This window comes from Rhizobium mesosinicum (genome assembly GCF_019511345.1).
GTDB lineage: Bacteria > Pseudomonadota > Alphaproteobacteria > Rhizobiales > Rhizobiaceae > Rhizobium > Rhizobium mesosinicum.
Genome location: NZ_JAEUAK010000008.1, coordinates 190115 through 215606, shown reverse-complemented (window position 1 = coordinate 215606; position 25492 = coordinate 190115). Strand labels below are relative to the sequence as shown.

Genomic DNA, 25492 nt, shown 5'->3' with positions numbered 1-25492 from the left:
TTTGAGGCAGAGGAGACGGCTCGACGCGTTCCGCGCGGCGGCAAAGGCCGCCCGCGAAGTCGCCGGCTTATACGCCAAACAGGGGAATGCTGCCTCGTCCCGCCACTACGAAACCGTCGCGCAGCAACTGGATGAGCAGATCGAATGAAGGAACGCCTCGGCTCTGCGAATTGAGATCCGCCTCGTTACATATCCTCCGTAAACGTCTCCACCGTGATCGCGAACACGGCGATCCGGCGCCATTCGCTGCGGCGGGAAACGAAGGTTTCCTCCGAGCCCATCGAGATCAGAAAGTCGCGCCCCAATGAATCGCGGAACTGGCTGGCGGGCGAATCCCAGATGCAGCAGGAGCGTTTGAGGCGGTTCAAACCCACGGCCTTGATGAGATAGGCTTCGGTTGCAGCCGCGTACCGGCCCGATACGCGGTATGTCGCCTGAAGCGGTTTGCCCTGCCGATCCGGGGCATAGCGGCAGCCCGCATATTCCACATGGGCGGGCTTCTTCTTGATCTGTGCCAGGAAATCACCGCAATCGCCTGCCGTCACCTTGGCATCCGGGACGCCGGCGGACGCTGCAAGCAGCGGTATCGCCGCGGCGCCAGCCAGCGACCACAGGGCAAAAAGACAAACGGCGAGCTTCATATCCAACCTTAACTCAGCCGCCCGGACGACCCCATGAACGGTGGGGCCTTTATAGCGGATAATAGATCCAGGACAGATGCGCCTGTCAGGGCGCATACCGGCTGAACACGAAGTCGCGGTCCTTGACGACCGAGTGGCAGGCAAAACACGCTTCGGGCATTGCTGTCGCGGAAGGTTTGCCGTCGTCGAATTCGACATATCCCCAGCCGCCGGTCGAAGCGTATTTTTTTGCATCCTTGATCATGAACTGCACGCCGTTCTTGGGCACCCCGGCTACGAATGACTGAGCTGCGCCGAAGGCCGCCTTGCTTTCTTCCAGCGGATGATAATCCCAGGCCAGGCGGCCGATGATGGTACCGTCGGGAAAGGTGGTGGCCCCTTCCCGGAAGGCTTTGGTCGCAATATCGTTGCCCAGAATGGCCCTGATATCGTTGAGCTTGCCTTCCTCATGCGCCACGGTGATCAGCGACCAGTCGCGGTAGCCGGCAGGCAGCTCAGACAGGGCCGGCGCACGTCCCTCATCGGCCGCTCCGGATGCGGCGGCATTGTAGCCGATCAGGCCGGTAACCAGGCCAACAGCCAGCGACACCGCGATAATCTGCTTCATCGAAATATTCTCCTGCGATCGGACGACGAAGCGATCCTCGCAGATATTCCGGCAGGCGAAACCATACTTTGATATGGTGGACGCCGCCCGCGGAAGGCCGCCTACAGGCCATGCCCCACCCTGCGTTCGTTCTCGATGCGCGTGACGCACCCGGAGACCTTTGCCATCAGCAGATCGAAATCGATCGGCTTGGTAAAATAGGCTTCGGCGCCGGCCTGCAGGCCCGACAGCATGTTGTCCCGGTCGGCCAAAGCCGTCAGCATGATGAACGGCGTTCGCGCGAGCTCAGGGTAGTTCACCTGTAGTTCGGCCAGAAGCTCATGACCGCTCATCACGGGCATGGAAATATCGCAGATGACGAGATCGGGCCAATGCGAGACGATCATTTCAAGCCCCTCCTGGCCGTTCGAAGCCTGTAAGGTCTTGAAGCCGGCGTCTTCCAGTTCCTCCACCAGGATCTGCCGAAGTTCCGTCTCGTCATCTATGCAGAGTATGCTGATCATTGTTCCCTCTCAGGCCGATTGTTTTTCTATGCATTCGTCGAACGGCAGCTCGACTGTGAAGGTGGTGCCTCGCCCCAGGGTGCTCTCGACGGAAATCGATCCGCCGTGCAGTTCGACGATTTCCTTGACGATGTTGAGGCCTATCCCCGTCCCGGCGATCCCGGTGGCGCTACGGGCGCGGAAATAGGGCTCGAACAGCTTCGGCAGATCATCCGCATCGATGCCTATCCCCGCATCGGTGACGCTGACGCGAACGTGCCTGCCGTCCCTCCAGCCGGTGACGCGGATGTTCGAGCCGGCGGGTGAATATTTCACCGCGTTCGACAGCAGATTGGAAAAGACCCTTTCGATTGCGGCCTTATCGATCATCTGCAGCTCCGGCAGTTCCGCGAGATCATGGCTGATCGTGTGGCCCTTGCTGATCTCCGCCCGGCTTGCGATACATTGGCGAAGCACTGCGCTCAACGAGCTGGCCTCCTTGTTGATGGCAATGGTTCCCATCTCCAGCCGCCCGGCGGCAAGGATGCTTTCCATCAGCTCGACCATCCGGGCGACGGCCCCTTTGATCTGCCCGGCCTTGTCCTCCAGAAACTGCGGCGTGACCGCCGCCTTTGTCCGCGTGAGCCGCTGAGCCGCTCCGTCGATGACAGCCAGAGGCGTCCGGAACTCGTGCGAGATCATCGCCACGAAGCGGCGCTGCAGCGCGTTGATCTCCCGCTCGTGCTGGAGAAGGCGGTCGAGCTCGATATTCTTTTCCCGAACTTCCGCCGTCCTTACCTGCACGACCTTTTCGAGCTCGTCGCGATGCTGGCGCAGCCTGCGCTCGCTGGTTTCGAGCGCCTTAAGAGCCAGCTGGCGGTCGTGGACGTCTTCGAGGAGGCCATACCAGCGAACCACCCTGCCTTCGCCGTCGCGCTTGGGCGCGGCACGGTTGCGATACCACCGATACCGCCCTTTGACCGTCCCGATCCGGTAGATCATGTCGAACAGCGCCCCGGTCCCGACCGCCGCCTCCCATGTCTTCACGACATCAGGCAGGTCGTCCGGATGGAGGGTTTTGTGCCAGCCCCGCCCCATCGCCTCGTCGACGTCGCGTCCTGAAGCATCCTGCCAGCCCGGCCCGACTTCGATGACGTTTCCCTCCGCGTCGGCCACCCAGGGCGTCTGGGGATGAAGCTCGATCAGCGAGCGGTAATGCTCCTCGCTGGCCCTTAAAACCTGCTCGGCGTGACGAAGATCGGTAAGATCGTAGATAACGACGACGACGATCGGCTTCTTCCCCTCGGCCGTGGGAATGAAGGACCGCCGCTTGTGGGTCTGGAACGTCCGGACCGACCCATCCGGCGCCGTGATCTCCTCCTCGATCAGACATGCCTTGCCTGTCGCCAGGACCTGGGCGTCCGCTTGCCGCACCCGCGCCGCCTCATCGGCCGGCAGGAAGTCATCGTCGGTGCGGCCGAGGATCTCGTCGGGTTCCAGGCCGAACATCTCGCACGCCTTGCCGTTGATGAACAGAAAGCGCGATTGATCATCCTTGATGATCGTCGGCCTCGCTGCATCCTCGAACAGGTCTTTCAGGAGATCGGGATGAGGCGTTTGCAGAGCAGGCTCGGCGGAAGAGCCATCATCGACTTTGGAGATGTTCACAGCGCACTCTCTCAACTTAATTGAGTGCTAATCTACAACCAGAGCGTTACCGAATACTGAAGCGGGCGGGCTTTGTTTTAGCCATGAAGAAATCTGATCGGGCGATCCGCGTGGTCTTCCCTGCCATGGGTGCTGCAAGCAGCCATCTTCGGCAATGCAGAGAAAGCCGGACTGAACAGAGTCCAGACCCGGCTTTCTCTTTGGTTCGGATACTTGTTGAGGGATATCAGCGGAGTTCCTCGGCGAGCCCAATGAGAATCCCTTCAGGCCCGCGGATGTAGCAAAGCCGGTACGCGTTCTTGTACCGGACGATTTCGCCGACGAGCTCAGCGCCGCGCGTGCGAAGCCTTTCAAGCGTCTCGTCGATGTCGTCGACAGCGAACATGACGCGCAGATAGCCGAGCGCGTTGACCGGGGCGGTCCGGTGATCGGCGACGACATCGGGCGCAAGGAAGCGGGAGAGCTCGAGCCGGCTGTGCCCGTCCGGCGTGCGCATCATGGCAATCTCGACATGCTGATTGCCCAGTCCTGTGACACGTCCGGCCCATTCTCCTTCGATCATGGCCCGCCCTTCGAGCTCGAGGCCGAGTTCGCGGAAGAAATCAATTGCTCTTCCGAGGTCTTCGACGACGATTCCGACATTGTCCATTCGCTTGAGCGCCATGTCCGGTCTCCAAGGTGTCGTTTCATCTACAAGTAGGTTTACTGCTGGATATCAGGCTCGACGAGACGGGCGAGATTGCGCAGCGATTCCTGCCAGCCGAGATAGCAGGCTTCCGGCGGAATGAGATCCGGGACGCCGGCCTGCACGATATCGACTTCGGTACCGACCGAGACCTTCGTCAGCGTCACGGTGACCTCCATCTGGCCGGGCAGATTGGCGTCGTCGAATTTGTCGGTGTAGCGAAGCTTCTGGCCGGGAACGAGTTCCAGATATTCGCCGCCAAACGAATGGCTGTGGCCGGTCGTGAAGTTGCGGAAAGACATTCTGTGCGTTCCGCCCACGTTCGGCTCCAGATGGTGAACCGTGCAGGTAAAGCCGTTGGGCGGAAGCCATTTGGCCACCGCGTCCGCTTCCAGGAACGCGCGATAGACCTTGTCCGGTGTGGTTGCCAGGACGCGGTGAAGACGAATTGTGTTTGGCATGATGATCCTCCTTCGGATTGAACTTATGCAATGCCTCTAGGACGGGCCAGCTTCTGCCGATCCGACAGCGCGATCGATTTTTTTCTTCCGCCCTGTCGCCGATCATAGACCGGCCTTTCGAAACAGACGATCGCACAAACACATTCCCAACCTGCCGCCACGTCATTGCCCGGTTTCCAACCCGTCCTATTTCTCGCGCGGGACGATCAGCGAGAGAGGACGCGCATGCCGATAGACAATGCGAAATTGGCGCCGATGCAGCCGGGTGTGCCGGTGGAGGAGCTGAAGGCGGCTTTGGGAACGAACTGGGAGGAGCCGCGCATCCAGGCGAAAGGCCGTCTGCATATCGAGGAATTCGGCACGCGCATCACCGCCGACGGCAGGCTCCCTTCGAGCTTCCCCCCATCCATGGCGTCCGGATCGGAATGCCGGCGGCCGAGCTGCGTCGGCTTTATCCCGACGCCGAGCGCATTTCCGACGAAAGGGAGAAATACGGCTGGATCATCCTGAAGATGAAGCTCGAATGGGCCTGCTGATGCTCGACAAGTTTTCAGACGGCTGCCAGCTGCCGGGCGCAAGCCCGGCCGAGATCGCCGCCTGCGAAGCGAAACTGAAGATTGTCCTGCCGGCGGAGATCAAGGCCTTCCTTGCCGCCTCCAACGGTTTCAACGGCGAGATCGGCCAAGGCTATCTGGTTCTCTGGAGTGCTGCGGAACTCTCCGGGGCTGACGGCTATGCGATCTTCGCATTCCGTGACGACCAGCTGCTGATCGGCTCGAATGGCGGCCCGACCGCCTATGGCTTCGTCAAGGGCGACTATATTTCCATTCCCTTCGTCTTTGCCGGAGACTGGGTGAATGAAGTGCGCGTTCTCGGCCGCACTTTCGAGGAGTTCATCGAGGCGATCGAGCGCGGCGACGGCTGGTAACGGCCAATTGCCTGCCGGCCCGGTTTGCCGCTAATCTCGCCGCATGCCACGAAAGAGAAACCAAGACGTCACCTCCTGGTATGAGGCCCCGCCACCCGATGTCTGCCCGCTCTGCGGCCGGATCGTGCCGGCCGAGCAGCGCGACGAGCATCATCTGGTTCCGAAGAGCCGCGGCGGACGCAAAACGCAGGTCCTCCACCGCATCTGCCATCGCCAGATCCATGCGCAGTTCAGCGAGGCGGAGCTCGAACAGTCCTACCCGACCGTCGAGGCTCTGCTCGCTCATCCCGCCATCCAGACCTTCGTCGCCTGGGTGAAGAAGAAGCCGCCCGGCTTCTACGACGGCACGCGGCGCAGCAACCGCCGGCGGGAGTGAACCGCCCGCAGCTGGCCACCCAGCCCTACCCGACTTTGCCTGCCCGCTTGCCCTTGCCGGCACCAGGGCACGCAACCAAGTGCTGCAAATCCGACGACGGCGACGATCATCACAAGATAATCGACAGCACGCCAGCTCCCCTGTTCATAGACCCCCCAGTAGCCCAGAAAGGCCATTCCGACCGCAAACATGGTGGCGGACGCAGAGCAAAGCCCTGTAACGGACCCGGTAGGTGCGTGCATGGTGCTTTTTTCACGTGTCTGCGAGCTCATCACGCAATATCCACGACGGTTGGTTGTCTCTGCGCAACTATGTCAGGAATCGAGCGCGGCGTGAAGCGCTGGTGACCTTCCGGGACACCGTCGAAATCCCCGCCTCGGGCGGCGCAACACCGCCCGAGGCCGCGTCTGCTAAAGCAGCCGAACGGACATGCCGCCGTCGACGATCATCGGGCTGCCGGTCATGAAGCTCGACTGGTCCGACAGCAGGAAGAGCGCCGCCTGAGCGATCTCCTTGGCAGCCGCCATCCGCTTCATCGGATGCAGGCCCGAGATATAGTCGAGGAATTCAGGATTGCTCTCCCCGCCGGCGGGTGTGATGGTTCCGCCGGGAAGCAGGCTGTTGATCCTGATGCCATCGGCCGCATGATCGGCCGCGACCGATTGTACGAGGCCGATCAGACCCGCCTTCGACGCCGCATAGGCCCCCATGCCGGGCAAGCCGCCATTGCTGTATCCGACGAAGGACGAGGTGAAGACGATCGAGCCGCTGCGCTGTGTCTTCATCACCGGCAGCTGCGCCTTCAGCGCAAAGAAGGCGCTCGTCAGGTTGGTGGAAATCACCGTCTCCCAATTTGCCGCGCTCATTTCCGCAAATGCGCCCATCTCGCCGACGATGCCGGCATTGTTGAAAGCCCCGTCCAGCCTGCCATAGGCATCGAGCGCCCGGTCGACCAGCGCCTGCGCGTAAGCCCCGTCGCGTACGTCACCGGCCAGAGACACGCCCGTACCGCCGCTTTCTTCGATCTCGGAAACCAGCGCCGCAAGGTTCTGCGCTCGCCGCGCCCCAAGCACGAGCTTCGCGCCTCTTGCCGCAAACAGCCGGGCGGCGGCCGCTCCGATGCCGCTGCTTGCGCCGGAGATGATGATGACCTTGTCTTTCAGTTCCATGTCCAAACCTCCTGTCTTGATGGTCGTGGTGGGGTAGGAAATATGGAAACCGGCAGCCACCCGATTCCGGATCGGGTGAAACCAGCGACGAAGCCTCGGGTGGCATTTCCCCTCCGCGCCGCTGCTCAGTCTCGTAATCAATAGGCTTGCCATATCCTCTCCAGGGGGATAGGTATCGCCACACTTCGGTTATGGAGCGGCACATGTTTTCGGCAGTCAGAGAATGGTTCGGTTTCGGGCGGGCCGGCCACGGTCATTCGCATGCCCATGGATCTCATCCGCATGCGTCTCATGGGCATGGTCACGGAGCGCATGATGAAAGCAGCCACGGCCACACGCACGGTGTCATCGATCCGAGTATTGCCTCTTCCGCACGCGGCATCTGGGCCATCAAGTGGTCCTTCATCATTCTGGCGATCACCGCCATCCTGCAGCTGATTGTTGTCTTCTCTTCGGGAAGCGTCGCGCTGCTGGCCGATACCATCCACAATGTCGGCGATGCGGCGACCGCCATTCCGCTCTGGATCGCCTTCTCGCTGGTGCGCCGGGCGGCGACGAAGACTTTCAATTACGGGCTTGGCCGCGTCGAGGATTATGCCGGCCTCGTCATCGTGCTGATCATCCTCTTCAGCGCGCTGGTGGCCGGCTACGAGGCGATTGACCGTCTTATCGAGCCACAGCCGATCACCCAGCTTTTCGCGGTGGCGGTTGCCGGCGTCGCCGGCTTCATCGGCAATGAGGCGGTTGCCGTCTTCCGTATCCGCGTCGGCCGCGAAATGAACAGCGCAGCGCTGATCGCCGATGGCTACCATGCCCGCACGGACGGCCTGACCAGCCTCGCCGTCGTCCTTGGTGCCTTCGGCGTCTGGCTAGGCTTTCCGCTTGCTGACCCGATCGTCGGCCTCATGATCACGCTCGCGATCTTCGGCATCGTCTGGCAGTCGGCACGCGCCGTCATCACCCGCAGCCTCGACGGTGTCGAGCCAGGCGTCACCGACGAGATCCGCCACGCGGCCGAACATGTTCCGGGAATCGAAAGCGTCGTCGACGTGAAAGCCCGCTGGCTCGGCCATAAGCTACATGCTGACGTTGTCATCGCAGTCGATCCGGCGAAAACCCTCGCGGAGGCGAATGTCATTGCAGCCGCTCTCCGCCGCGAACTGGGTGCGCACCTGCCCTCGTTGGGGAACGCGACCATTCAATTCGACGATCGGGATGCCGCGCCGACAGCTCCCGCAGATCACCACCACCATGCCCCTGCACCGTTCAAGGTGAGTTCCTTATTGGCGACGGGGTTGCTGGAGATTGTCGACACGCCCGACGGCGAGCGCATGCGCCTCTCCATTTCAAAGCACGCCAGGGGCCTCGAAGCGGTGGTGGAGATCGCGCGGGAAGACGGCGTCGAACGGCTGCCGCTTCTTCCTTCAGCTACGGACCATCACGCGCTGGTCAGCACGATTGCTCCGGCCGAACCCCACACGTTCGACGCTGTGCTGAAGCTGATGGCGGGCGTCGAGATCGACGACCTTCCCTTCAGAATGGAAGAGCCTGATGGACATCATCACTGACTTGTCTGCAGGGCGGTCTGCGGCGTAAGCTCGGACTGCCTCCGCTGCCGGAGGGATAACCGCATGGACCTGATGAGCGATACCGAGCCCCACACGCACGCCACCCACCCCGAGATCATCAAACGCCTGAAGCGCGCCGAGGGGCACCTGAAGAGCGTCATCGCGATGATCGAGAGCGGCAAGCCCTGCCTCGATATCGCCCAGCAGCTGTCGGCCGTCGAAAAGGCGATCATCAACGCCAAGCGCACCCTGATCCAGGACCATCTCGACCATTGCCTGGAAGAAACGGTCGGCGTACTGCCGCGCGACAAACGGCAGTCCATCGACGAGTTCAAGACCATCACCAAATATCTCTGACGGCATGGCCGACCTGCTGGCCTATCTGGGATTGTTCGTCTCCGCCCTGGGCGCGGCGACGATCCTGCCGATGCAGTCCGAAGCCGTGCTCGTCGGACTGCTGCTCACCGGAAAATATTCCACATTCTGGCTCGTCGCGGCCGCAGGCGCCGGCAATGTCCTCGGCGCATTGTTGAACTGGATCCTGGGCCGGGGGATCGAACGCTTCCGCATGCACCGCTGGTTTCCAATCGGCCCACAGGCGCTGGAACGAGCGCAGCGCTGGTATCAGCGCTATGGAAAATGGTCGCTGCTTGCAAGCTGGCTGCCCATCGTCGGCGATCCGATTACGGTCGTTGCCGGTGTGCTGCGTGAACCGCTGCCAATGTTCCTGCTGCTCGTTACCATCGCCAAAGTCGGGCGCTACCTTGTCTTGACGGCAGCAACGACGGGCCTGACCTGATGCCCTGGCAAGCGATCATCGACTTTCAGCGCGAAATCTATCTGACCTTCGCCGGCCATATCAAGGCGTTCGCGGCGGGAGGCGGATGGCTCGCCTTCCTCGCCTTCCTGCCGATGGGCATCGCCTTCGGCGCGATTCATGCGCTGACGCCCGGCCACAGCAAGTCGGTGCTTGCCACCTATCTCGCCGGCTCCTCGATGAAAGCACATCGCGCCCTTCTCGTCTCGACGGCGCTGTCTTTTACCCATGTCGGCATGGCGGTGCTGATCTCCCTACTCGCCTTGCCGCTTGTTTCGCACTCCTTCGGCGATGCCGGCTCCGCACCGCTGCTGCAGGCTGTCAGCCGCGGCCTGCTCGGCCTGATCGGCGCATGGATGCTGTGGAGTGCGCTCTTCCGCCACGCCCATGTTCATTCCCACGGAGAGGGCATTGCCTTCGGCTTCATGGCCGGTCTGATCCCCTGCCCGCTGACGCTCTTCGTCATGACCTTCGCCATGCTGCATCAGGTTGTCGTCACGGGAATCCTGTTCGCTTTGACCATGATGCTCGGCGTCGGCATCACCCTGTCTGCAGTCGCCCTGCTTGCTGTGCTCTTTCGCGACCAGCTTTCCCGCGTGCTCGCCACCCGGCCGCGGCTGCTCGCTGCCGCATCGAAGTCGATCGAGGCAATCGCCGGCGTAACGCTGCTTGCCGTCGCGATCCATGAAGCGCTGTTTGCCTGAGATCATACCGTTCCCCCGCATGCCTGACGAACAGTGCGGCAACAAAACCTGTTAACCATCTCCCGCCCTCTAGGACTATGGTCCGGCGGATGCCGGACCTCGGTCCGATGCACAGTCTGCAATTCGCACCTAACATCATGATCATCCTGATGGCCGCCTTCCCGAGTCGGCGATCCCATGACTTTCGATGAACCTATCCTGCGAAGGAGAGACCAATGCGTATTGCAACTTTTGCGTCCATAGCTGCACTTTCAATGATCATGGCTTCCAGCCCTCTGGCGATCGCCGGCTTCGATATTGCCGCCATGGCAAAGGACGGCGGAAACGGCGGCGGCGGCGGTAATGGCGGCGGCGGTAATGGCGGCGGCGGTGGACACGGCGGCGGCAACGGCAATGGCGGCAGCCATGAAAGCCGCGGCAACCAGGGTGGCAGTTCATTGCGTGACGGTTCGAAGTCCGGCAGTGCAACGAAGGGCAAATCCGGCGAGGCGAAGGGGAAATCTCTGTCAGCGAAAAAGACCACTGGCGATATCAAGGAAAAGAACGTTCACTCCGAGCTTGCCGGCCTGAATTCCCTCAACCGGAGCTACAAGGCCTATATGCACACGTCAGATCCGAAGATGACGGCGATCGCCGCCTACGCCATGGCCTATGCCCAGTTTGAACTCGACAACGGCATCGAGCCTGCAGCCGACGATCCGGTGCTCGGCGACGCGGCACTGGAGGACGCGCTTGCCGCCGCAACGCGTACCGGCGAAGTGAGCCCGGCAACCCTCGCCGAGGCCAAAACCATCCTCGGCGTCGGAGACGCCGACGGCAAAATCGACCAGATCCGTGAATCCCTGTCCGATTCCGCCCCGACCTCGACAGGGAATTAACGGCCACTCGATCCGCCGGGCACCATACCCGGCGGATCGATCACACCTGCCGTGGGTTTTCCCGCGGGCAGGATAATCTCTTCCCCTTCATCGCGCCATTTTCCCGGTACCCGTCCCAACCGCCCTGCAACAGGGCGCCGAGCCGAACCGAGAAAACCCGCAAAAACCTCTTGAGCCGAACCCTGCGTCATAGCTTAAAAGGGTTGCGAGAGATCGCGCCTGACGCGCGACACGAAAAGGGCCCGAAAATCCGGCCGAAAGTGTCGATGTCTCAGGAATTAAGCAACACCACAGCCACAGGCTCACCTTGTGGAAAGCTGATAACCTCGTCTGGTAAAGGCCAGTCCGCTAAAGCGTCCGGCTCGTCCTCCCCATCGATAGTGACGGTCGTGAGCCGTGACGCGAGATCGTCTAGCTCTGTCCTCGCCTGCTGCGACAACCCGGTTGAAACGGGGGACAGGTCTTTCGACAGACCCCAGTAATCCCAAGGTTTCAGTTCCAGTTTACGCAGGGCTGCCATTTCTCGAAGCAGGCTTCCCGCGACGAACCACTCTCCCCCAAGGTCGAGGCTCGATACGCCAAATCGCGAGGCCATCTCCGCGTTGCCTTTGATCCGAATCCAAGCCTCGCTTGCTGTCAGGAACCGCTCGCCTGGCACATCCAAGGTGTCGAAAGATACTCCTCCGATAGCCGCAAACTCTACATCGAGCCGTTTCCAACGCTCGCCGTCATGCCATTCGCAAAGCCAATGATCTTCCCAACGGTCGGCCACCAGATAGTCGGCAAACCCCACACGAAGGCGAGCCGGGGTGCCGCGCTCACGAAATCTGCTAACCGCCATTATAGCGAAATCCCGGCATACGCCGCCGACCTTGTGCTGTTCGGAATCGCTTTCAAGCAAATTGCGTTTTACGGCGACAGACAGGATCTCTTCAACCGAACGAAGCTCCAGATCGGCGGCCTGTTCGGGTTTGAAACCTCGCTCCTCGGACTCAGCCCCGCGAGGATGCTGCATGAATGAACTGATCCATCGAGCAATTGATTTGGGCTCAACGCCACCGCCCATCAATGTTTCGCGATAGGACCCAGGTTCCGAGTAGACGCTTTGGGAAGCATAGAAGGATTTGCGCATTGTTGTCTCTTTCCAGTTGAGATTGAGACACGACAAGAAGGGCAAATTTTCAAAAATTGTCAATTACGCGCTTGTCACGAGAAGTTCCGCTCCAGTTGCGGGTGCGCAGCGGCACAGGAATGAGGAAGGTATCGGTCGGCCTTTCAGCTCGCTCGCGATTTCGCGAATACCTCCCGTCCCCCATCCCCTCCCCGAAGGCATCCGAGGAGGGAACGAGGCAAGCGCCGGCCGCCGCCCCTCGCAAACAACCGGGCGCTGGTAATCAGGCGCGTGCAGTTTGCGGCCCGATCTCCGAGGCGATCTCGGTGACGAGATCGGCCGGGAAGCCGCCTTCGCGGGCGTGGCGATAGACGGTTTCGGCGCTGTCGGCCTCATGCACGCAATAGATCTTGTCGCCGGCGACATAGCTGGTGATCCAGTTGTAGGGACGGTCGAGACCGGCGACGACCTTGTTGGACGTGGCGGAAATCTCCCGCAGCTGCTCGGGCGTGAGCTTGGCTGCGCCGGGAATGTTCCGTTCGATTAGATATTTGGGCATGGCGACCTCCTGTTCGCGCTTGCATCGACGGAATGAACGTTATGCCCGAAAGCCGAGGCCTACTTCGGGATATATCCCTATTTTCTTCCTCTCCCCGCCCTATTTTGACACGCCGCTATTTCCAGCCGCCGATGATGCTGGCAATAATCCGCCATGCGACTAATCGAGCGCGCCGCCAATCTCGATCATCTGCAGTCGTTGTTGCGCGAAGCCGCCGACGGCCAGGGCCGCCTCGTCCTGCTCGAAGGGGAAGCCGGCGCCGGCAAATCCTCCCTTGCGGCAGCTTTTTCCCGCACTGTGCCTGCCGAGACACGTGTGCTGTCCGGCGCCTGCGAAAATTTCGGCACGGCCGAGCCGCTCGGTCCCTGGCGCGACATTGCGCGGCAAGCGCGCTGGACGCTGACCACGATTTCGGCGGGCAACTGGATTTCCCTATTTTCCGAAGTTCTCGATCTCCTGACCGCCGATCGCCAGCCGACGCTTCTCGTCATCGAGGATATTCACTGGGCGGACGACGCCACGCTGAACCTGATCCGCTATATCGGCCGGCGTATCCGCAATACATGTCTGCTCGCAGTCCTGACGGCGCGCAACGACGACACGCCGGGCCAGACGCGGCTGAGGCGGCTGCTCGCCGATATTCCGCCGGCCCATTGGCTGAGGATCGAGGTGCCGCCGCTTTCTGAGGCTGCCGTCCTGGAGCTTGCGCAGCAGAAAGGGCTCGATGGTGAGGCGATCTTTTCCGCCACCGGCGGCAATGCCTATTTCGTCAGCGAACTCGTCGATGCCGCCAGCCGCGACCGGTTGCCGGCCACCATCCGCGACGCCGTGCTGGCGCGGGCCGACACGCTTTCGGAGGCGGGCAGGGAGGTGCTGTGTGCGGCCTCCACCTCGCCCGAGGCCTTCGCCCCCGACTTGATCGAAGCGATCTGCGGCGAAAACACGCGCACGGGGCTTGAGGCCTGCACGGCCTGCGGACTCCTCGTACCGGCTGGCGACTTGTTCATGTTCCGCCATGAGATCGCCAGACAAGCGATTGAGCAATCGCTGCCGCCACTTCGCCGCCGCGCGCTGAACGAACGCGCGCTCGCCTATTTCCGGCAGTGCGGCGATGCCTCCGTGGCACGCATGGTCCACCATGCCAACGAGGCGCAGGATATTGACGCAATCCTGGAACTCGCACCGAAGGCGGCGGCCGAGGCCGGCAGGCTCGGCGCCCACCGACAGGCGGTGCGCCATTACGAACTGGCGCTCGCCCATGCAGCGGACCTGGACGATGCCAGGCGCGCCTGCCTCTACGAGGGCTATGCCTTCGAATGCCACCTCACCGGACAGATGGAACGCGCCATCACCGCACAGACGAACGCGCTCACGCTCTACCGGTCCCTGGGAGATATGAGGCATGTCGGCGACAACATGCGCTGGCTCTCGCGCCTCAGCTACCTTGCCGGAGACCGCAAGGGCGCCGATGCCTTTGGGCGCGGCGCTGTCGAGGTGCTGGAGCAGGCAGACGCCCCCGCCGAGCTCGCCATGGGCTATTCCAACCTGTCGCAGCTCGGCATGCTGGCGGGTGACGCGGAAACCGCCACCCTTTACGGCGAACGCGCCATCGCTCTGGTGACGACGGAAGACATTGCAAGGCCCGAGGTCCTCTGCCATGCGCTGAACAATGTCGGCACGGCCATCTGCTGGCGCGAGCCCGAGCGCGCCCGGCAAACGCTCGAAGAGGCGCTGGCGATCGCCCTCGACCACGGTTTTCAGGAACACGCGGCCCGCGCCTTCACCAACCGCGGCTGGGTGGAAATCCAGCTGCACGCCACCGCGGCCGCCGAAGATATTCTGGCGCGCGGCATCGCCTATTGCATCGAGCACGATCTCGATACATGGCGCGACTATATGCGCGGCGAGCTTTCCGAACTGCTGACCTTTCTCGGTCGCTGGGACGAGGCCGCTGCAGCGGCACAGTCTGTGGTCGACAACCAGAATGCCCCGGCCCTGTCGCGCTACCCCTCGCTCGTAGCGCTGGCGATCCTGAAAACCCGGCGCGGCGAACCTACAGGCGAGCTTCTGCACGAAATGGAGAAATTCCTCGCAAACACTTTCGAATTCCAGCGCCTGTCGGCCCATGCCGCGCTGATGGCCGAGCGCGCCTGGCTTGGCCTCGGCGACCGAAACGAGGCACTCGCCGGTCTGCGGCAGGCCTCTTCCCTCTGCAGCGAAGACGCAGCCGGCTCGATGATCGGCTTCTGGACACATATTCTTGGCGAGACTGGCCTTGCAGCCGACAGCACGGGGGGCGATGCCGCCGTGATCGCCATGCTCGGCGGCCGCTGGCAGGAAGCCGCCGATATCTGGACGGACCGCCGCGCGCCCTATTTCGCCGCCCTCTCCCTGCTCGACGGCGACAGCGATGCGCTCTACCGCGCCCTGACGGCGCTGGAAACCCTCGGCGCCACCGCCGTCGCCGCCCATGTGAAGGAGATGATCCGCAAGCGCAGCGGCCGCCTTGCCACACGCGGCCCAAGGGCCAGCACCCAGGCCAACGCAGCCGGCCTCACGACACGCGAAATGGATGTCCTGCGCCTGATCGACCAGGGCCGCTCGAATGCCGAGATTGGCGCGCGGCTCTTCGTCTCGTCAAAAACGGTGGATCACCATATTTCCTCGATCCTTGCGAAGCTAAACGCGAGGTCTCGGGGACAGGCGGCGGCTGAGGGGCGGCGGCTGGGGCTTTTTTAGTGGATCGGGTAACGGTGTGCCGTGGCATACCCCCTCTGCCCTGCCGGACATCTCCCCCACAGGGGGGGAGATCGGCAAGTAGCCGGACTTTTGCCATTCATCTAATGTTTCGCCGGGCTGCGACGCTCGTTGTTTGGGGAAACCATCACTCTCAGCCAATCTCCCTCCTTGTGGGGGAGATGTCCGGCAGGACAGAGGGGGGTGCCCCACGGCACACCCTCACTTTTCAATGCGCACCCGCCCGCCATCTCGAATAACGCCGGCACCGCCGGGTTCCTACCCACCCGCGGTGCGCACAGCACCAAATCGAATTCCGGCGCATACAGGACCTTATCCAGCCAGCATACGTGCGAGCATATGTCTGATATGGTCCTGCGCGCCGTAGAAAATTGCGGCAATAATGATCGTGCGACTGCTTTCTACCGACAAGAACCAGATAGCCGCCTTGTGCCGCCGAAGAAACCGGATTCCAGGGTAAATGTCGGCCCGCAAAGTCCCGATATAAGGCGTATCGACGAGACGATCGATTTCGACACGCAATTTGTGGATTCGTTCAGCGGTACGCGCCAAAGCCTCGTCAGGCGAGTCTCCAAGTTCGACATGGGAGTCGAAGAGATGATCGAAAATCAACTCAAAATCGCGTTCGGCATCCTCAGAATATTCAAGAGTCCACACGAGAAGCCCGCCGCTTCCGCCCGATCATTGCCTCGACGCGGCTTTCCATTTCCGTCGTGGAAATCGTCGGACCTTTCAAACGCCGCTGGACCAATTCGCGAAGCGCTGCCGCTTCGACGTTCTCAGTTTCCGTCTTTTGGCGGAGGAGTTCCAAGCCCTGCTGTAGAACGGAACTCATGCTGGAATACCGGCCGCTCTCCACCAGGGAACGGGCAAACGCGTCCTGCTGGTCGGTTAGCGAGATCGAGGATTTGACACTCATCGGTATATCTCCATTGGGCGAATTTTGCTACTCAGTAGCACATTTGTCGATCTGCCGAAACCCTCCCTCCAATCGTCATGAAGGTGACAGCCGATAGCCCGACTTGATCGTGACTCTGTTGATAATGTCGTAATTGCTATTTTAATTACACCTAGGCCGCTGGTGATCTTTGCCACCTCATGCCGGTCGTCTTCATTACGGACCACTGGCTCCAAGCCTCACGAAGAACCGGCCCGCCGCCTCGAATAACTCCGGCACAGCCGGGTTCCTCCCGGCCCGCGGTGCGCATAGCACCACATCGAATTCCGGTGCATCCACAAGCACCCGCGCCACCACACCCTCGGCCAGATCGTCACAGAGCGATTGCGGGATCAGCGCCACGCCCAGCCCCTCCTGCACCAGCCGAATGATCGTATGCTGGAGCCGGGGCTCGAAGGCGAAATGCGGGATCACGCCGCCGCCCGCGCAATACGTGCCGATCGCCGAACGCAATGTCGGCGCGACCGTCGCAGGGGCTGCGATCAGCTTTTCGCCCGCAAGCGCCCGCGGCCTGATCGTCTCGGCATCCGCCAGCCGATGACCCGCAGGCACGATCAGACACAGCCAGTCGCGGGCAAGCAGCAATGTACGCAGATGCGGTGCTGCACCACCGCCGAAGGTGACGGCGGCATCGAGCCGGCCCTCGGTCAGCATCTCCTCGATATCGGTCGGAATGCGCTCTTCGAGAATGAGGCGCACATCCGGCCGCGCCTCGGCATAGAGCCGCACCAGCGCCGGGATGACGCTATGGGCGGCGTGCATCATGAAGCCGAGCTTCAACTCGCCCTTCATGCCGCTTGCGACCAGCTGCACATCGCGGCAGGCGGCATCGAAACCTTCGAGCACGGCGCGGCAATCGGCAAGGAAATGCTGGCCTGCGTGCGTCAGCGCCACATTGCGCGAATTGCGCTCCACAAGCTTTGCGCCGAGCCGCTTTTCGATCGCCGCAATCTGGCGGCTGAAGGGCGGCTGGCTCATGTTCACACGCGCCGCCGCATGGCCGAAATGCAGCGTTTCGGCAAGCGCCACGAAACAGCGCATATGACGCGTATCCATCCGATACCTCAGAAGTATCAATCAGCGTTTCAGATGACATTGGATTATCTCGATCGCATGATCTAGGCAAGGATCGCTTCCGATCGCGGAGCTGCGCCGAACTACCCGAGTTGCACTAAATGCTGACGAACCTCTCTATTGTCCTGCCGATCTTTGCTCTCATCCTCGCCGGCTGGATTGCCCGAAAGACAGGGGCGCTCAGCGAAAATGCCACGCGCGAGGTCAACCGGCTGGTCGTCTATCTTGCCCTGCCCGCCCTCCTCTTCGACATCATGGCCAATGCCAGGCCCGCCGAGATCTGGCAGCCGGGCTTCATTCTCGCGTTTACCGCCGGCTGCGCCGTCATCTTCGGCGCGACCCTCTGCTGGCGCGTCGCCAAGGGCCGGCATCTCGCCGATGCGGCAATCGACGGGCTGAACGCGAGCTATGCCAATACCGGCTTCATCGGCTTTCCGCTCGTCCTGTCCCTAGTCGGAGACACCGGCATGGCGCCGACGCTAATCTCCACCATCCTCACCGTCTGCGTGCTCTTCGCCATCGCCATCATCCTCATCGAAGGCGGCCTGCAATCCGAAGTCCGGCGGCGCGATATCGCCCTTAAGACGATGCGGTCGCTCGCGAAAAACCCGCTGCTCGTCGCCCCCGCGCTCGGCGCGCTTGTCATGGTCTCGGGCGTGTCGCTGCCCGCGCCCGTGCATGCTTTCCTGAAGCTCTTGGGCGGTGCGGCCTCGCCCTGCGCGCTGATTGCGCTCGGCCTGTTTCTCGCCGGCACCAAGGCCGGCGAAGCAAGCGCCCGGGCAACGACAACGAGCATTCTCGTCGGCCTGAAGCTGATCGCCCAGCCCGTCGTCACCTGGCTCATCGCCGCGCCTTTGCTGAACCTTCCGGCTTCCGCCACCCACACCGCCGTGCTGCTCGCCGCGCTGCCGACCGGCACCGGCCCCTTCATGCTGGCGGAATTCTACGGCCGCGAGGCGAGCCTGACGGGCCGCGTGGTTCTGGCCTCGACCGTGCTTTCGGTGCTGACGATTTCGGCCTATCTGGCGGTGGTGGGGCGCTGACCCCGATGTGGGAAACTGCTTGGCTTAGCCGAAGAGCCCGATCAGCCGGGCCGAGCTGATTATCAGTCCTGCTATCGCCACCAGCAGGAAGGCGCACATGAGAATGAAAAAGATCCGGTTCTTCACAATGTCTCCTTGGGGCTGCTGCGGGCAAGGCGCATCATCGACACCAGCCAATCCGCACCTCAATAACTGATCTCATCATTGGCCACTACACTATAAAGATGCAGGATCAGCCGCCGCATTCATTCGACCTGACATTGAGGGAAGCCGGGGCCAATCATGTCATCCATCACCACAGGCAATGAAGAGCAATATAGCGACGGCGAGAAACTCGCCGCCCGCGGGCGCCTGAACCAGGAATATACGATCGCCGAAACCGGCTGGTTTCCCTGGGTGGCGAGGCAGTTGCCGCTCATGACGGAGCACCCGGCCCATATGCGGATAACGGAGCCGGAAGATGTGTTTCTGGCGCTGACCTCCTATCCGCCGGGGGATCGGGCTGATGAGGCCGAGCTTGCGGCCTTTCGGGCGGCGATATCGGAGGCATTCCGGGCGGGCAGCGGTGTGTTGGAGGTGGGCAAGGAGACCAGGTTGTTTATCAGCCGGAAGGCAAGGTGAGAGCGCCACTTCACTCCCACAACCATCTCCACGCTAGCCCTATTCCAACTCAAGAGGTTGGTTCATGGCTACCGTCGTCTCTATCTGCAATCTCGCCCTTTCCAATATCGGCAAGGACAATATCAACGATCTCACTGAAAAGAGTGCGGAAGCACGCGCCTGCAATCAGTTCTATGCGCAGACGCGCGATGTGCTCCTGCAGTCCTTTCCTTGGGCTGCGGCCGGCAGGACGCTGGCGCTCGGCGCGCTCGACAATGACAAGCCGGGCGTCTGGCGTCATTCCTATGCGCGGCCGGCCGATTGCCTGCAGATCCGGTGGATCAGGCCACGTTATTCCACTGACGCGGCAGCACCGCCGGAAACGCTCAACCCGGATCTCGATGAGGCTGGGCGCGAGATGCACTACCCTTACGCGCTCGAGGGTGACAGGCTCTATTGCGATCTCTCGCCGGCCCTCCTGCGCTATACCTGCCGACTGACCGACCCGACGAAATATGCGCCGCTCTTCGTCGAGACGCTCTCCTGGCATCTTGCCGTTCGTCTCGCCATGCCGCTGACGCGCGATCCGAAGATCCGTGCCGATGCGATGGCGCTCGCCCAAAGCAGCCAGCGGGCGGCCGAGCAGGCCGAGGCCAATCAGGTGAGGCACACCAGCGAGAATTTCGTCAGCGAACTGATTGCGGTGCGCGCCCATGGCTGATTTCCGCGCCTACCAGCCCTCCTTCACCGCCGGTGAACTCTCGCCCGCACTCGGCGCCCGCGTCGATCTCACCAAATACCAGAGCGGCCTGCGCACGGCACTGAACGTCTTCGTGCATCCCCATGGCGGCGTGTCGAACCGGGCCGGGCTGCAATTCATCCACGAGATCAAGGACAGTTCGAAACAGGGCCGGCTGATCCGCTTCCAGTTCAATACCGAGCAGACCTATATCCTCGAATTCGGCCACCAATATATCCGCATCTTCCGCGATGGCGGGCTGGTGCTGTCGGGTGCGGCCCCCTACGAGGTCGTGACCGCCTATACGGCTGATGACGTGCAAGACCTGGTCTTCGTGCAGGAAGCCGACGTTCTCTATCTCTGCCACGTCAATCATCCTGTGCGCAAACTCGGGCGCCTTGCCGACAACAACTGGACGCTGACGACGGTCCAGTTCAAGCCGTTGATCAATCCGCCGGCGGGCACGCCTGTTGTCACCAAGCCCGGTGATACATTGGGCAAACCAGGCTATGTGGCAACCACATACCGCTATCGCGTCTCCGCCGTGGCCGACAGCGGCGAGGAAAGCCTGCCGTCCAACGCCGGCGCCGTCGTCAACGACCTCGCCATCCAGGGCGGCATCAACCGTGTCACCTGGGCGGCGGTGTCAGGCGCGGCGCGCTATATCGTCTACCGCGACGACAACGGTATTTTCGGTTATGTCGGCGGCACGACGGGTCTCTCCTTCGACGACGAGAACATCACGCCCGATCTCTCCGACACGCCGCAGTCCGGCCGCAACCCCTTCAATGCGGCGGGCAACTATCCGCGCTGCGTGACCTTTATCGAGCAGCGGCTGGCCTTTGCCTCCACCCTGAACGACCCGCAGGCCGTCTGGCTCAGCCAATCCGCCAATTACGAGAATTTCGGCGTCTCTTCGCCCGCCAAGGCAAGCGATGCCGTGACCTTCCGCATCCGCGCCAGGCAGGTAAACGAGATTCGTTCGATGATCTCGGTGCGCGGCCTGCTGCTGCTGACATCAGGCTCCGAATGGATCGTCACCGGCGGCTCGGCAGCGGATGCGATTTCGCCCTCCGCCATCAAGCTCGATAACCTGGGCTATCGCGGGGCCGCCAGGGTGCAGCCGATCGTCGTCGGCAATACGGTGCTTTTTGCCCAGCGCCTTGGCGGCGTGGTGCGCGACTTCTCCTATGACTACACGCAGGACAGCTATGTCGGGAAGGACTTGACCATCCTTGCCCGCCACCTCTTCAAGGGCCGCGAGATATCGGCCTGGGATTATGCCCAGGCGCCCGACTCCGTCGTCTGGGTGGTGCTCGACGATGGGACGTTGGTCTCGCTCACCTACATGAAGGAGCAGGATGTCTGGGCCTGGACCCGCCATGAAAGCGGTGCCGATGCCTTTTTCGAGGATGTGACGGTCATCGAGGAGAACGGCGAGGACGTGCCCTATTTCATCGTGCGCCGCACGATCAATGGCCAGTCGAAGCGCTATATCGAGCGGCTGCATAGCCGCGCTTTCGAGGATGTGCGGGATGCCTTCTTCGTCGATTGCGGCCTGACCTATTCCGGCCCTCCGGCCACGACCATTTCCGGCCTCGGCCATCTCGAAGGCCAATCCGTCGTGGCGCTGGCCGATGGCAATGTCGTGCGCAATCTCACCGTCACGAACGGAGCCGTGCGGCTGCAGAATGCGGCGGCAAAAATCCATATCGGCCTGCCGGTGACGGCGGCGATCCAGACGCTCGATCTCGATGTCGGCCAGGTCCAAGGCCTCGGCACCGTGCAGGGCCGGTCGAAATCCGTCTCCGAAGTAACTTTCCGGGTGGAAAATACCCGCGGCATATTCACCGGTCCTGCCGATGGCGAGCGCGACGGCAATGTGCTGGTGGAATACAAGCAGCGCCGCAATGAGAACTGGAACGAAGCGATCAGCCTCTATACCGGCGATCTCACCATCACCCCCTATTGGGATTGGAACACCAGCGGCGCCATGTGGGTAAAACAATTCGACCCACTGCCGATGACCATCCTCTCCATCATGCCGGATGTCACCCTTGGCCGCTGAGATTGCGATCACGCCGGCGAGACCCGGCCATATCAGAGAGATTGCCGCGCGCATGCGCCACGCCGACCGCGAAGAAGTCTTCGCCGCCTCGGGGCGATCGCCACTGTCTGCCCTTTCCTTCTCCCACCGCCATTCCTCGCTTGCCTGGACGGCGCTCTTCAATGGCCGGCCGGAGGTGATGTGGGGTGTCGGCGATATCAATATCCTCACCGGCATCGGCGCGCCCTGGCTGCTTGGCACGGATGCGGTAGAGGAGAATTTCCGGGCCTTCCTGCGGATATCACGCGATTGGCCGGCTCAACTGTTGGGCCGCTATCGCTTGCTCAGAAACGTCGTGGATGCCCGCAACACGGTCTCGCTCCGCTGGCTCGAATGGCTGGGTTTTCGGCTGTTCGAGCCGGTGGAGATCAACGGCCATCCATTCCGGCTCTTCGAGATGGGAGAAATCTATGTGTGATCTTGGTCTAGCGCTGACATTGGGCTCGACGCTGCTCGGCGCAGCCGGCCAGGTGCAGCAGGCAAAGGCAACGGCGGAGGCGAACAAGTACAACGCCCAGGTCGCCGAAATGAATGCGCAGATCGCCGACAAGCAGGCGAAAGACGCAATCGAGCGCGGCAAGCAGGAAGAGCAGCAGAAGCGCCTGCAGACAGCGCAGCTCGAAGGCCGCCAGCGCGCCGCGATCGCCGCAAATGGCGTCGACCTATCCTTCGGCTCGCCCCTCGACACCATCGTCGACACGGCCAAGATGGGAGAGATCGATGCACTGAACGTGCGCACCAATGCCTATCGCGAGGCCTATGGCTACAAGGTGCAGGGCACGAATTAGCTGGCGAGCGCCAGGCTCGACCGCATGCGCGCCGACGCCGCCGTCAAGGGCGGCTATCTCGAAGCCTTCGGCACCGTGCTCGGCGGTACCGGCAAGGTCTATACGCAGGGCAAGGCCCTCGGTTATTTTGGTTGAGGTGAAAAATGCCGACTGTTCCGACCTATCAGGATACGCAGCAGCATATCGCGCTTCGTCCGGAATATACCGAGGGTTTTACGGTCAAGGCCGATGCCGAGGCCTTCGGCTCGGCGATCGGCAAGGGCATGCAGGGCCTTGCGACCGGTATGGGCGCGCTCGGCAACGCCGTGGTTCAGGTGGAGCAGCTGGACAATGCCAATTCCGCCAAGGATCGCCAAACGAAATTCGGCGACTGGTCGCGCGAGGCGCTCCATGGCAAGGACGGCTTCCTGACACTGACGGGCCGTGCCGCCGTGGAAGGCCGCGCCGCCTTCGAAAAGCTCGTCGAGCAGAAACGCTCCGAATTCGGCAAGGGTCTGACGCCGGGCGCGGCCCGCACCTATGAAGAGACCAGCCGCGCCAGCATGAACACCCTGCTGGACAGCACGATCCGCCACACATTTGATCAACGCAAGGTTTGGTTTGCCGAAACCTCCGCGAACAGCATCAAATCCTCGGCCGACGATGCCGTCGCCGTTTATAACGATCCGGCCAAGGTTGCTGCCGCCATTCACAAGGGTGTCACCGAGATCGAGCATCAGGGCCGCATGCAGGGCTGGAGCAAGGAAAAGCTCGTCCAGGAAAGCGCGCAATATGTCTCCGACACGACGAAGAAAGTCGTACTGCAGATGGCGAACGAAAGTCCCATCAAGGCCGAGCAATATATCAAGACCGCCCCCGGCCTGTTGCCCACCGCCAAGACCGAGCTGCTGAAGACGCTCGAATCCGCCGTCACCGCAGAGAAGGCCAGGCACAACGCTACCGACATCATCACCGGTCTTGCGCCGACCTATACCGGCGCACCGGATCCCGACACTGGAACGGCCCCCTCACCCGGTGCGGCGCAGACCCGAACAACAGCCGCCAATGGCAAGACACCGCAAGCCGGCAGCGCCGGCCCGGCAACCGCGGTCCAATCCGCCGAAGGGCGCACGAAAACCAGCGGTCTTGAAACCAGGGAAGCCGGCGACAAGACTGCCGCCCCCCGGCTGGCCGGCTCCACGACGGTGGGGTATCAAACGACTGCGTCTCAAGCCACAGGCTTCCAAATCGCCACGCCTCCGGCCACATCCCGCCGGCCGAGCGGCCCGGAAGATTTTCGCACCGTCGCAAGCACAATCGCCTTCCCCGGCAAGACGAAGGACGATGTTGCTCTCGCGGGCTTCGTGAAGAATGCCGCCGGCACGTCCGTCGATCCCTCGCTCAAGCCCTGGCTTTCTCATGTCACCGGCGCCATTCTCGGCACAGCGGCGGCACTTACCGATCCCATCAGGGGCGCTGCTGCCGATGCCAACAGTTTCGGCCGCTTCGGCCTGCCGACCGAAACGCCCCGCGCCGGCGACATCGTCGTCCTTCGCGCGGCACCGAAAGGCGGCACGGGAAACAATGGCGGCAAAGGTAATGACGACGGGGGCTATTTCGGCTTCTTCCGCGGCTACGATGCCGACGGCAACGTCATCGTTCTCGGTTCTGATCCCAAGCATGCGGGCGAAACCGTGCTCTCCGCCCACGCATCGAGCCGGGTCGTCGGCTTCCGGACATCCGGCACCGTCGACGCCAGGACGATGGCCTTGCCGAACTACAATCCCGACGGCCTGCGGATGATCGAAGAAGGCCTCGGCCGGATCACCGACCCCGCGCTGCGCGCCGCCACCGAAGCGCAGCTCAGCGGCTATGTTATCTCGCAGAAAAAGGCGATCGACGCCACACGCTTCCAGGCACAGGAATGGGCCAACAACCAAGTCATATCGGACCCCAATTTCGACCCGACGAAGCTGCCGCTCCGCATTCGCCAGGCCCTCGGCCCAACAGGCATGACGACGCTCCTCGACTACAAGGAAAAAGTCCGTGCCTACGGCCAGCCGACCACCGATCCTCACACCCTCTACGATCTTCAGACGCAATTCGCCACTGATCCGGCTGCTTTCGCACGGACAGACCTCTTCGAATTCCGCGCCAAACTCTCCGACAAGGACTGGGAAAAGATCAACAGTTGGCGGCAGACGGCACTCACCGACCAGCGCAAGGCCCACCTCGAAAGTCTCGACCTCAAGACCGCCTTCGAACTCGCCCGTCCCCAGCTCGAAGGTCTCGGCCTCATCAACCCCAATCCCGGCTTCTTCTCATCCAGCGACGCCCCGCGCCGCGCCGCCCAATTCCAGACCATGCTGGTCGACCAGATGGACGATTTCAAAACTCTCAACGACGGCCGGAACCCGACGCAGAGCGACGTTCAGAAAATGATCAATCGCCTGCTGCTGCCGATCGTCATCAGCACGCCCAGCCACGGCCGCGGATTGCCGCCGACCACAACCTCAGCCGGGCTCTTCGAGGCCAACAACCAGGCCGATGACGCGAGCTACGATATCACCGTGCAATATGAGGATATTCCGCGGGACCTGAGGATGGCGATTGAGGCTGACCTCACTCAGTCGGGCAAGCCGAAGCCGACGCGGAAGCAGATTGAGGATACGTATGAATTATTTATTCTCAATCGCTAATTCGATGCATCAAGAGAAAATAGCCGGCTGCGCATCATAGAGCATTCAGTCAGCTCGCCCCCTTCGGCACCGAACCACCACCGGAACCCAATCT

At 62.0% G+C, this 25492-nt stretch carries 30 protein-coding genes; 17 read left to right on the top strand and 13 right to left on the bottom strand.

Going from position 1 to position 25492, the window contains the following annotated elements:
• The first annotated feature begins 1 nt into the window (after nt 1).
• On the top strand, nt 2-148 hold the full coding sequence (locus tag JNB85_RS21110) for a hypothetical protein (protein WP_220336330.1): 147 nt from the start codon (nt 2-4) through the stop codon (nt 146-148).
• A gap of 37 nt (nt 149-185) precedes the next feature.
• Here the strand turns inward: JNB85_RS21110 and JNB85_RS21105 are convergent, their stop codons facing one another.
• From JNB85_RS21105 to JNB85_RS21080, 6 genes are all read right to left on the bottom strand, one after another.
• Nucleotides 186-641 (bottom strand): DUF4952 domain-containing protein, encoded by a 456-nt coding sequence (locus JNB85_RS21105; protein ID WP_220336247.1) that lies wholly within the window; start codon nt 639-641, stop codon nt 186-188.
• An 85-nt stretch (nt 642-726) separates the two neighbouring features.
• On the bottom strand, nt 727-1248 hold the full coding sequence (locus tag JNB85_RS21100) for a cytochrome P460 family protein (RefSeq protein WP_220336246.1): 522 nt from the start codon (nt 1246-1248) through the stop codon (nt 727-729).
• Between the two features lie 101 nt (nt 1249-1349).
• Nucleotides 1350-1751: a response regulator gene (locus JNB85_RS21095; protein WP_183739762.1), complete on the bottom strand. Its 402-nt coding sequence runs from the start codon at nt 1749-1751 to the stop codon at nt 1350-1352.
• Between the two features lie 9 nt (nt 1752-1760).
• Nucleotides 1761-3398 carry a sensor histidine kinase gene (locus tag JNB85_RS21090; protein WP_220336245.1) on the bottom strand — a complete coding sequence of 546 codons (1638 nt, stop codon included), beginning with the start codon at nt 3396-3398 and terminating at the stop codon, nt 1761-1763.
• Between the two features lie 226 nt (nt 3399-3624).
• Nucleotides 3625-4062, bottom strand: coding sequence for a VOC family protein (locus JNB85_RS21085; protein ID WP_220336244.1), 438 nt, complete (start codon nt 4060-4062; stop codon nt 3625-3627).
• 38 nt (nt 4063-4100) lie between these two features.
• Entirely contained in the window at nt 4101-4544 is a 444-nt protein-coding gene (locus JNB85_RS21080) for an SRPBCC family protein (RefSeq protein ID WP_220336243.1), read from the bottom strand.
• 225 nt (nt 4545-4769) lie between these two features.
• Between JNB85_RS21080 and JNB85_RS21075 the strand changes: the two genes are divergently transcribed.
• The 3 genes from JNB85_RS21075 to JNB85_RS21065 are packed head-to-tail and all read left to right on the top strand — an operon-like array spanning nt 4770 to nt 5848.
• Nucleotides 4770-5054 (top strand): hypothetical protein, encoded by a 285-nt coding sequence (locus tag JNB85_RS21075; RefSeq protein WP_223216569.1) that lies wholly within the window; start codon nt 4770-4772, stop codon nt 5052-5054.
• 13 nt (nt 5055-5067) lie between these two features.
• Entirely contained in the window at nt 5068-5472 is a 405-nt protein-coding gene (locus JNB85_RS21070; protein WP_220336242.1) for an SMI1/KNR4 family protein, read from the top strand.
• Nucleotides 5473-5515: 43 nt separating this feature from the next.
• A complete protein-coding gene (locus JNB85_RS21065; protein WP_220336241.1) occupies nt 5516-5848 on the top strand; it encodes an HNH endonuclease in 333 nt (110 codons plus the stop codon).
• Here JNB85_RS21065 and JNB85_RS30750 read toward each other — a convergent pair.
• The gene (locus tag JNB85_RS30750) at nt 5809-6120 is read right to left on the bottom strand and encodes a hypothetical protein (protein ID WP_420852284.1); all 312 of its coding nucleotides are present in this window, start codon (nt 6118-6120) and stop codon (nt 5809-5811) included. The two genes, JNB85_RS21065 and JNB85_RS30750, sit on opposite strands and share 40 nt — an antisense overlap.
• Before the next feature lie 138 nt (nt 6121-6258).
• On the bottom strand, nt 6259-7017 hold the full coding sequence (locus JNB85_RS21060; protein WP_220336240.1) for an SDR family oxidoreductase: 759 nt from the start codon (nt 7015-7017) through the stop codon (nt 6259-6261).
• A 203-nt stretch (nt 7018-7220) separates the two neighbouring features.
• On the opposite strand from JNB85_RS21060, the gene JNB85_RS21055 reads away from it, so the two are divergent.
• The 5 genes from JNB85_RS21055 to JNB85_RS21035 all read left to right on the top strand — a co-directional run bounded on the left by JNB85_RS21055 (nt 7221) and on the right by JNB85_RS21035 (nt 10984).
• Nucleotides 7221-8585 carry a cation diffusion facilitator family transporter gene (locus tag JNB85_RS21055; RefSeq protein ID WP_220336239.1) on the top strand — a complete coding sequence of 455 codons (1365 nt, stop codon included), beginning with the start codon at nt 7221-7223 and terminating at the stop codon, nt 8583-8585.
• Between the two features lie 63 nt (nt 8586-8648).
• Nucleotides 8649-8942 carry a metal-sensing transcriptional repressor gene (locus tag JNB85_RS21050; RefSeq protein WP_275957765.1) on the top strand — a complete coding sequence of 98 codons (294 nt, stop codon included), beginning with the start codon at nt 8649-8651 and terminating at the stop codon, nt 8940-8942.
• Between the two features lie 4 nt (nt 8943-8946).
• On the top strand, nt 8947-9384 hold the full coding sequence (locus JNB85_RS21045; RefSeq protein ID WP_220336238.1) for a YqaA family protein: 438 nt from the start codon (nt 8947-8949) through the stop codon (nt 9382-9384).
• Nucleotides 9384-10106: an urease accessory protein UreH domain-containing protein gene (locus JNB85_RS21040; protein WP_220336237.1), complete on the top strand. Its 723-nt coding sequence runs from the start codon at nt 9384-9386 to the stop codon at nt 10104-10106. Before JNB85_RS21045 ends, JNB85_RS21040 begins: the two co-directional genes overlap by 1 nt.
• A gap of 215 nt (nt 10107-10321) precedes the next feature.
• A complete protein-coding gene (locus JNB85_RS21035; RefSeq protein ID WP_220336236.1) occupies nt 10322-10984 on the top strand; it encodes a hypothetical protein in 663 nt (220 codons plus the stop codon).
• A gap of 271 nt (nt 10985-11255) precedes the next feature.
• Here JNB85_RS21035 and JNB85_RS21030 read toward each other — a convergent pair whose 3' ends face one another.
• Both JNB85_RS21030 and JNB85_RS21025 read right to left on the bottom strand, forming a co-directional pair.
• On the bottom strand, nt 11256-12116 hold the full coding sequence (locus JNB85_RS21030) for a transglutaminase-like domain-containing protein (RefSeq protein ID WP_220336235.1): 861 nt from the start codon (nt 12114-12116) through the stop codon (nt 11256-11258).
• Nucleotides 12117-12378: 262 nt separating this feature from the next.
• Nucleotides 12379-12654, bottom strand: a complete 276-nt coding sequence (locus JNB85_RS21025; protein WP_183739811.1) for a DUF4242 domain-containing protein — start codon at nt 12652-12654, stop codon at nt 12379-12381.
• A 153-nt stretch (nt 12655-12807) separates the two neighbouring features.
• Here JNB85_RS21025 and JNB85_RS31035 point away from each other — a divergent pair, with 153 nt between their 5' ends.
• On the top strand, nt 12808-15393 hold the full coding sequence (locus JNB85_RS31035; RefSeq protein ID WP_220336234.1) for a helix-turn-helix transcriptional regulator: 2586 nt from the start codon (nt 12808-12810) through the stop codon (nt 15391-15393).
• 330 nt (nt 15394-15723) lie between these two features.
• Here JNB85_RS31035 and JNB85_RS21015 read toward each other — a convergent pair whose 3' ends face one another.
• The 3 genes from JNB85_RS21015 to JNB85_RS21005 form a co-directional block, all read right to left on the bottom strand.
• Nucleotides 15724-16068, bottom strand: a complete 345-nt coding sequence (locus JNB85_RS21015) for a type II toxin-antitoxin system RelE/ParE family toxin (protein WP_220336233.1) — start codon at nt 16066-16068, stop codon at nt 15724-15726.
• Complete coding sequence (locus tag JNB85_RS21010) at nt 16055-16330, bottom strand: type II toxin-antitoxin system ParD family antitoxin (RefSeq protein WP_220336232.1); 276 nt, start codon at nt 16328-16330, stop codon at nt 16055-16057. The genes JNB85_RS21015 and JNB85_RS21010 overlap by 14 nt, the downstream gene beginning before the upstream one ends.
• 195 nt (nt 16331-16525) lie before the next feature.
• Nucleotides 16526-17425, bottom strand: coding sequence for a LysR family transcriptional regulator (locus JNB85_RS21005; RefSeq protein WP_220336231.1), 900 nt, complete (start codon nt 17423-17425; stop codon nt 16526-16528).
• A gap of 119 nt (nt 17426-17544) precedes the next feature.
• Here JNB85_RS21005 and JNB85_RS21000 point away from each other — a divergent pair, with 119 nt between their 5' ends.
• From JNB85_RS21000 to JNB85_RS20970, 7 genes are all read left to right on the top strand, one after another.
• On the top strand, nt 17545-18486 hold the full coding sequence (locus JNB85_RS21000; RefSeq protein WP_220336230.1) for an AEC family transporter: 942 nt from the start codon (nt 17545-17547) through the stop codon (nt 18484-18486).
• Between the two features lie 282 nt (nt 18487-18768).
• Nucleotides 18769-19107: a hypothetical protein gene (locus tag JNB85_RS20995; protein ID WP_220336229.1), complete on the top strand. Its 339-nt coding sequence runs from the start codon at nt 18769-18771 to the stop codon at nt 19105-19107.
• Nucleotides 19108-19171: 64 nt separating this feature from the next.
• Nucleotides 19172-19807, top strand: a complete 636-nt coding sequence (locus tag JNB85_RS20990) for a phage connector family protein (RefSeq protein WP_220336228.1) — start codon at nt 19172-19174, stop codon at nt 19805-19807.
• Nucleotides 19800-21893 (top strand): phage tail protein, encoded by a 2094-nt coding sequence (locus JNB85_RS20985; RefSeq protein ID WP_220336227.1) that lies wholly within the window; start codon nt 19800-19802, stop codon nt 21891-21893. Before JNB85_RS20990 ends, JNB85_RS20985 begins: the two co-directional genes overlap by 8 nt.
• A complete protein-coding gene (locus JNB85_RS20980; RefSeq protein WP_220336226.1) occupies nt 21874-22350 on the top strand; it encodes a hypothetical protein in 477 nt (158 codons plus the stop codon). The genes JNB85_RS20985 and JNB85_RS20980 overlap by 20 nt, the downstream gene beginning before the upstream one ends.
• On the top strand, nt 22343-22720 hold the full coding sequence (locus tag JNB85_RS20975; RefSeq protein WP_223216568.1) for a virion core protein, T7 gp14 family: 378 nt from the start codon (nt 22343-22345) through the stop codon (nt 22718-22720). Before JNB85_RS20980 ends, JNB85_RS20975 begins: the two co-directional genes overlap by 8 nt.
• 143 nt (nt 22721-22863) lie before the next feature.
• Nucleotides 22864-25398 (top strand): hypothetical protein, encoded by a 2535-nt coding sequence (locus JNB85_RS20970; protein ID WP_220336225.1) that lies wholly within the window; start codon nt 22864-22866, stop codon nt 25396-25398.
• Nucleotides 25399-25492 lie beyond the last annotated feature (94 nt).

Bases quoted from the DNA above. Each gene is read 5' to 3' on its own strand.
- JNB85_RS21105 (WP_220336247.1), bottom strand. From the start codon at position 641: ATGAAGCTCGCCGTTTGTCTTTTTGCCCTGTGGTCGCTGGCTGGCGCC.
- JNB85_RS21100 (WP_220336246.1), bottom strand. From the start codon at position 1,248: ATGAAGCAGATTATCGCGGTGTCGCTGGCTGTTGGCCTGGTTACCGGC.
- JNB85_RS21095 (WP_183739762.1), bottom strand. From the start codon at position 1,751: ATGATCAGCATACTCTGCATAGATGACGAGACGGAACTTCGGCAGATC.
- JNB85_RS21085 (WP_220336244.1), bottom strand. From the start codon at position 4,062: ATGGCGCTCAAGCGAATGGACAATGTCGGAATCGTCGTCGAAGACCTC.
- JNB85_RS21080 (WP_220336243.1), bottom strand. From the start codon at position 4,544: ATGCCAAACACAATTCGTCTTCACCGCGTCCTGGCAACCACACCGGAC.
- JNB85_RS21075 (WP_223216569.1), top strand. From the start codon at position 4,770: ATGCCGATAGACAATGCGAAATTGGCGCCGATGCAGCCGGGTGTGCCG.
- JNB85_RS21070 (WP_220336242.1), top strand. From the start codon at position 5,068: ATGGGCCTGCTGATGCTCGACAAGTTTTCAGACGGCTGCCAGCTGCCG.
- JNB85_RS21065 (WP_220336241.1), top strand. From the start codon at position 5,516: ATGCCACGAAAGAGAAACCAAGACGTCACCTCCTGGTATGAGGCCCCG.
- JNB85_RS30750 (WP_420852284.1), bottom strand. From the start codon at position 6,120: ATGAGCTCGCAGACACGTGAAAAAAGCACCATGCACGCACCTACCGGG.
- JNB85_RS21060 (WP_220336240.1), bottom strand. From the start codon at position 7,017: ATGGAACTGAAAGACAAGGTCATCATCATCTCCGGCGCAAGCAGCGGC.
- JNB85_RS21055 (WP_220336239.1), top strand. From the start codon at position 7,221: ATGTTTTCGGCAGTCAGAGAATGGTTCGGTTTCGGGCGGGCCGGCCAC.
- JNB85_RS21050 (WP_275957765.1), top strand. From the start codon at position 8,649: ATGGACCTGATGAGCGATACCGAGCCCCACACGCACGCCACCCACCCC.
- JNB85_RS21045 (WP_220336238.1), top strand. From the start codon at position 8,947: ATGGCCGACCTGCTGGCCTATCTGGGATTGTTCGTCTCCGCCCTGGGC.
- JNB85_RS21040 (WP_220336237.1), top strand. From the start codon at position 9,384: ATGCCCTGGCAAGCGATCATCGACTTTCAGCGCGAAATCTATCTGACC.
- JNB85_RS21035 (WP_220336236.1), top strand. From the start codon at position 10,322: ATGCGTATTGCAACTTTTGCGTCCATAGCTGCACTTTCAATGATCATG.
- JNB85_RS21030 (WP_220336235.1), bottom strand. From the start codon at position 12,116: ATGCGCAAATCCTTCTATGCTTCCCAAAGCGTCTACTCGGAACCTGGG.
- JNB85_RS21025 (WP_183739811.1), bottom strand. From the start codon at position 12,654: ATGCCCAAATATCTAATCGAACGGAACATTCCCGGCGCAGCCAAGCTC.
- JNB85_RS31035 (WP_220336234.1), top strand. From the start codon at position 12,808: ATGCGACTAATCGAGCGCGCCGCCAATCTCGATCATCTGCAGTCGTTG.
- JNB85_RS21010 (WP_220336232.1), bottom strand. From the start codon at position 16,330: ATGAGTGTCAAATCCTCGATCTCGCTAACCGACCAGCAGGACGCGTTT.
- JNB85_RS21005 (WP_220336231.1), bottom strand. From the start codon at position 17,425: ATGGATACGCGTCATATGCGCTGTTTCGTGGCGCTTGCCGAAACGCTG.
- JNB85_RS21000 (WP_220336230.1), top strand. From the start codon at position 17,545: ATGCTGACGAACCTCTCTATTGTCCTGCCGATCTTTGCTCTCATCCTC.
- JNB85_RS20995 (WP_220336229.1), top strand. From the start codon at position 18,769: ATGTCATCCATCACCACAGGCAATGAAGAGCAATATAGCGACGGCGAG.
- JNB85_RS20990 (WP_220336228.1), top strand. From the start codon at position 19,172: ATGGCTACCGTCGTCTCTATCTGCAATCTCGCCCTTTCCAATATCGGC.
- JNB85_RS20985 (WP_220336227.1), top strand. From the start codon at position 19,800: ATGGCTGATTTCCGCGCCTACCAGCCCTCCTTCACCGCCGGTGAACTC.
- JNB85_RS20980 (WP_220336226.1), top strand. From the start codon at position 21,874: ATGTCACCCTTGGCCGCTGAGATTGCGATCACGCCGGCGAGACCCGGC.
- JNB85_RS20975 (WP_223216568.1), top strand. From the start codon at position 22,343: ATGTGTGATCTTGGTCTAGCGCTGACATTGGGCTCGACGCTGCTCGGC.
- JNB85_RS20970 (WP_220336225.1), top strand. From the start codon at position 22,864: ATGCCGACTGTTCCGACCTATCAGGATACGCAGCAGCATATCGCGCTT.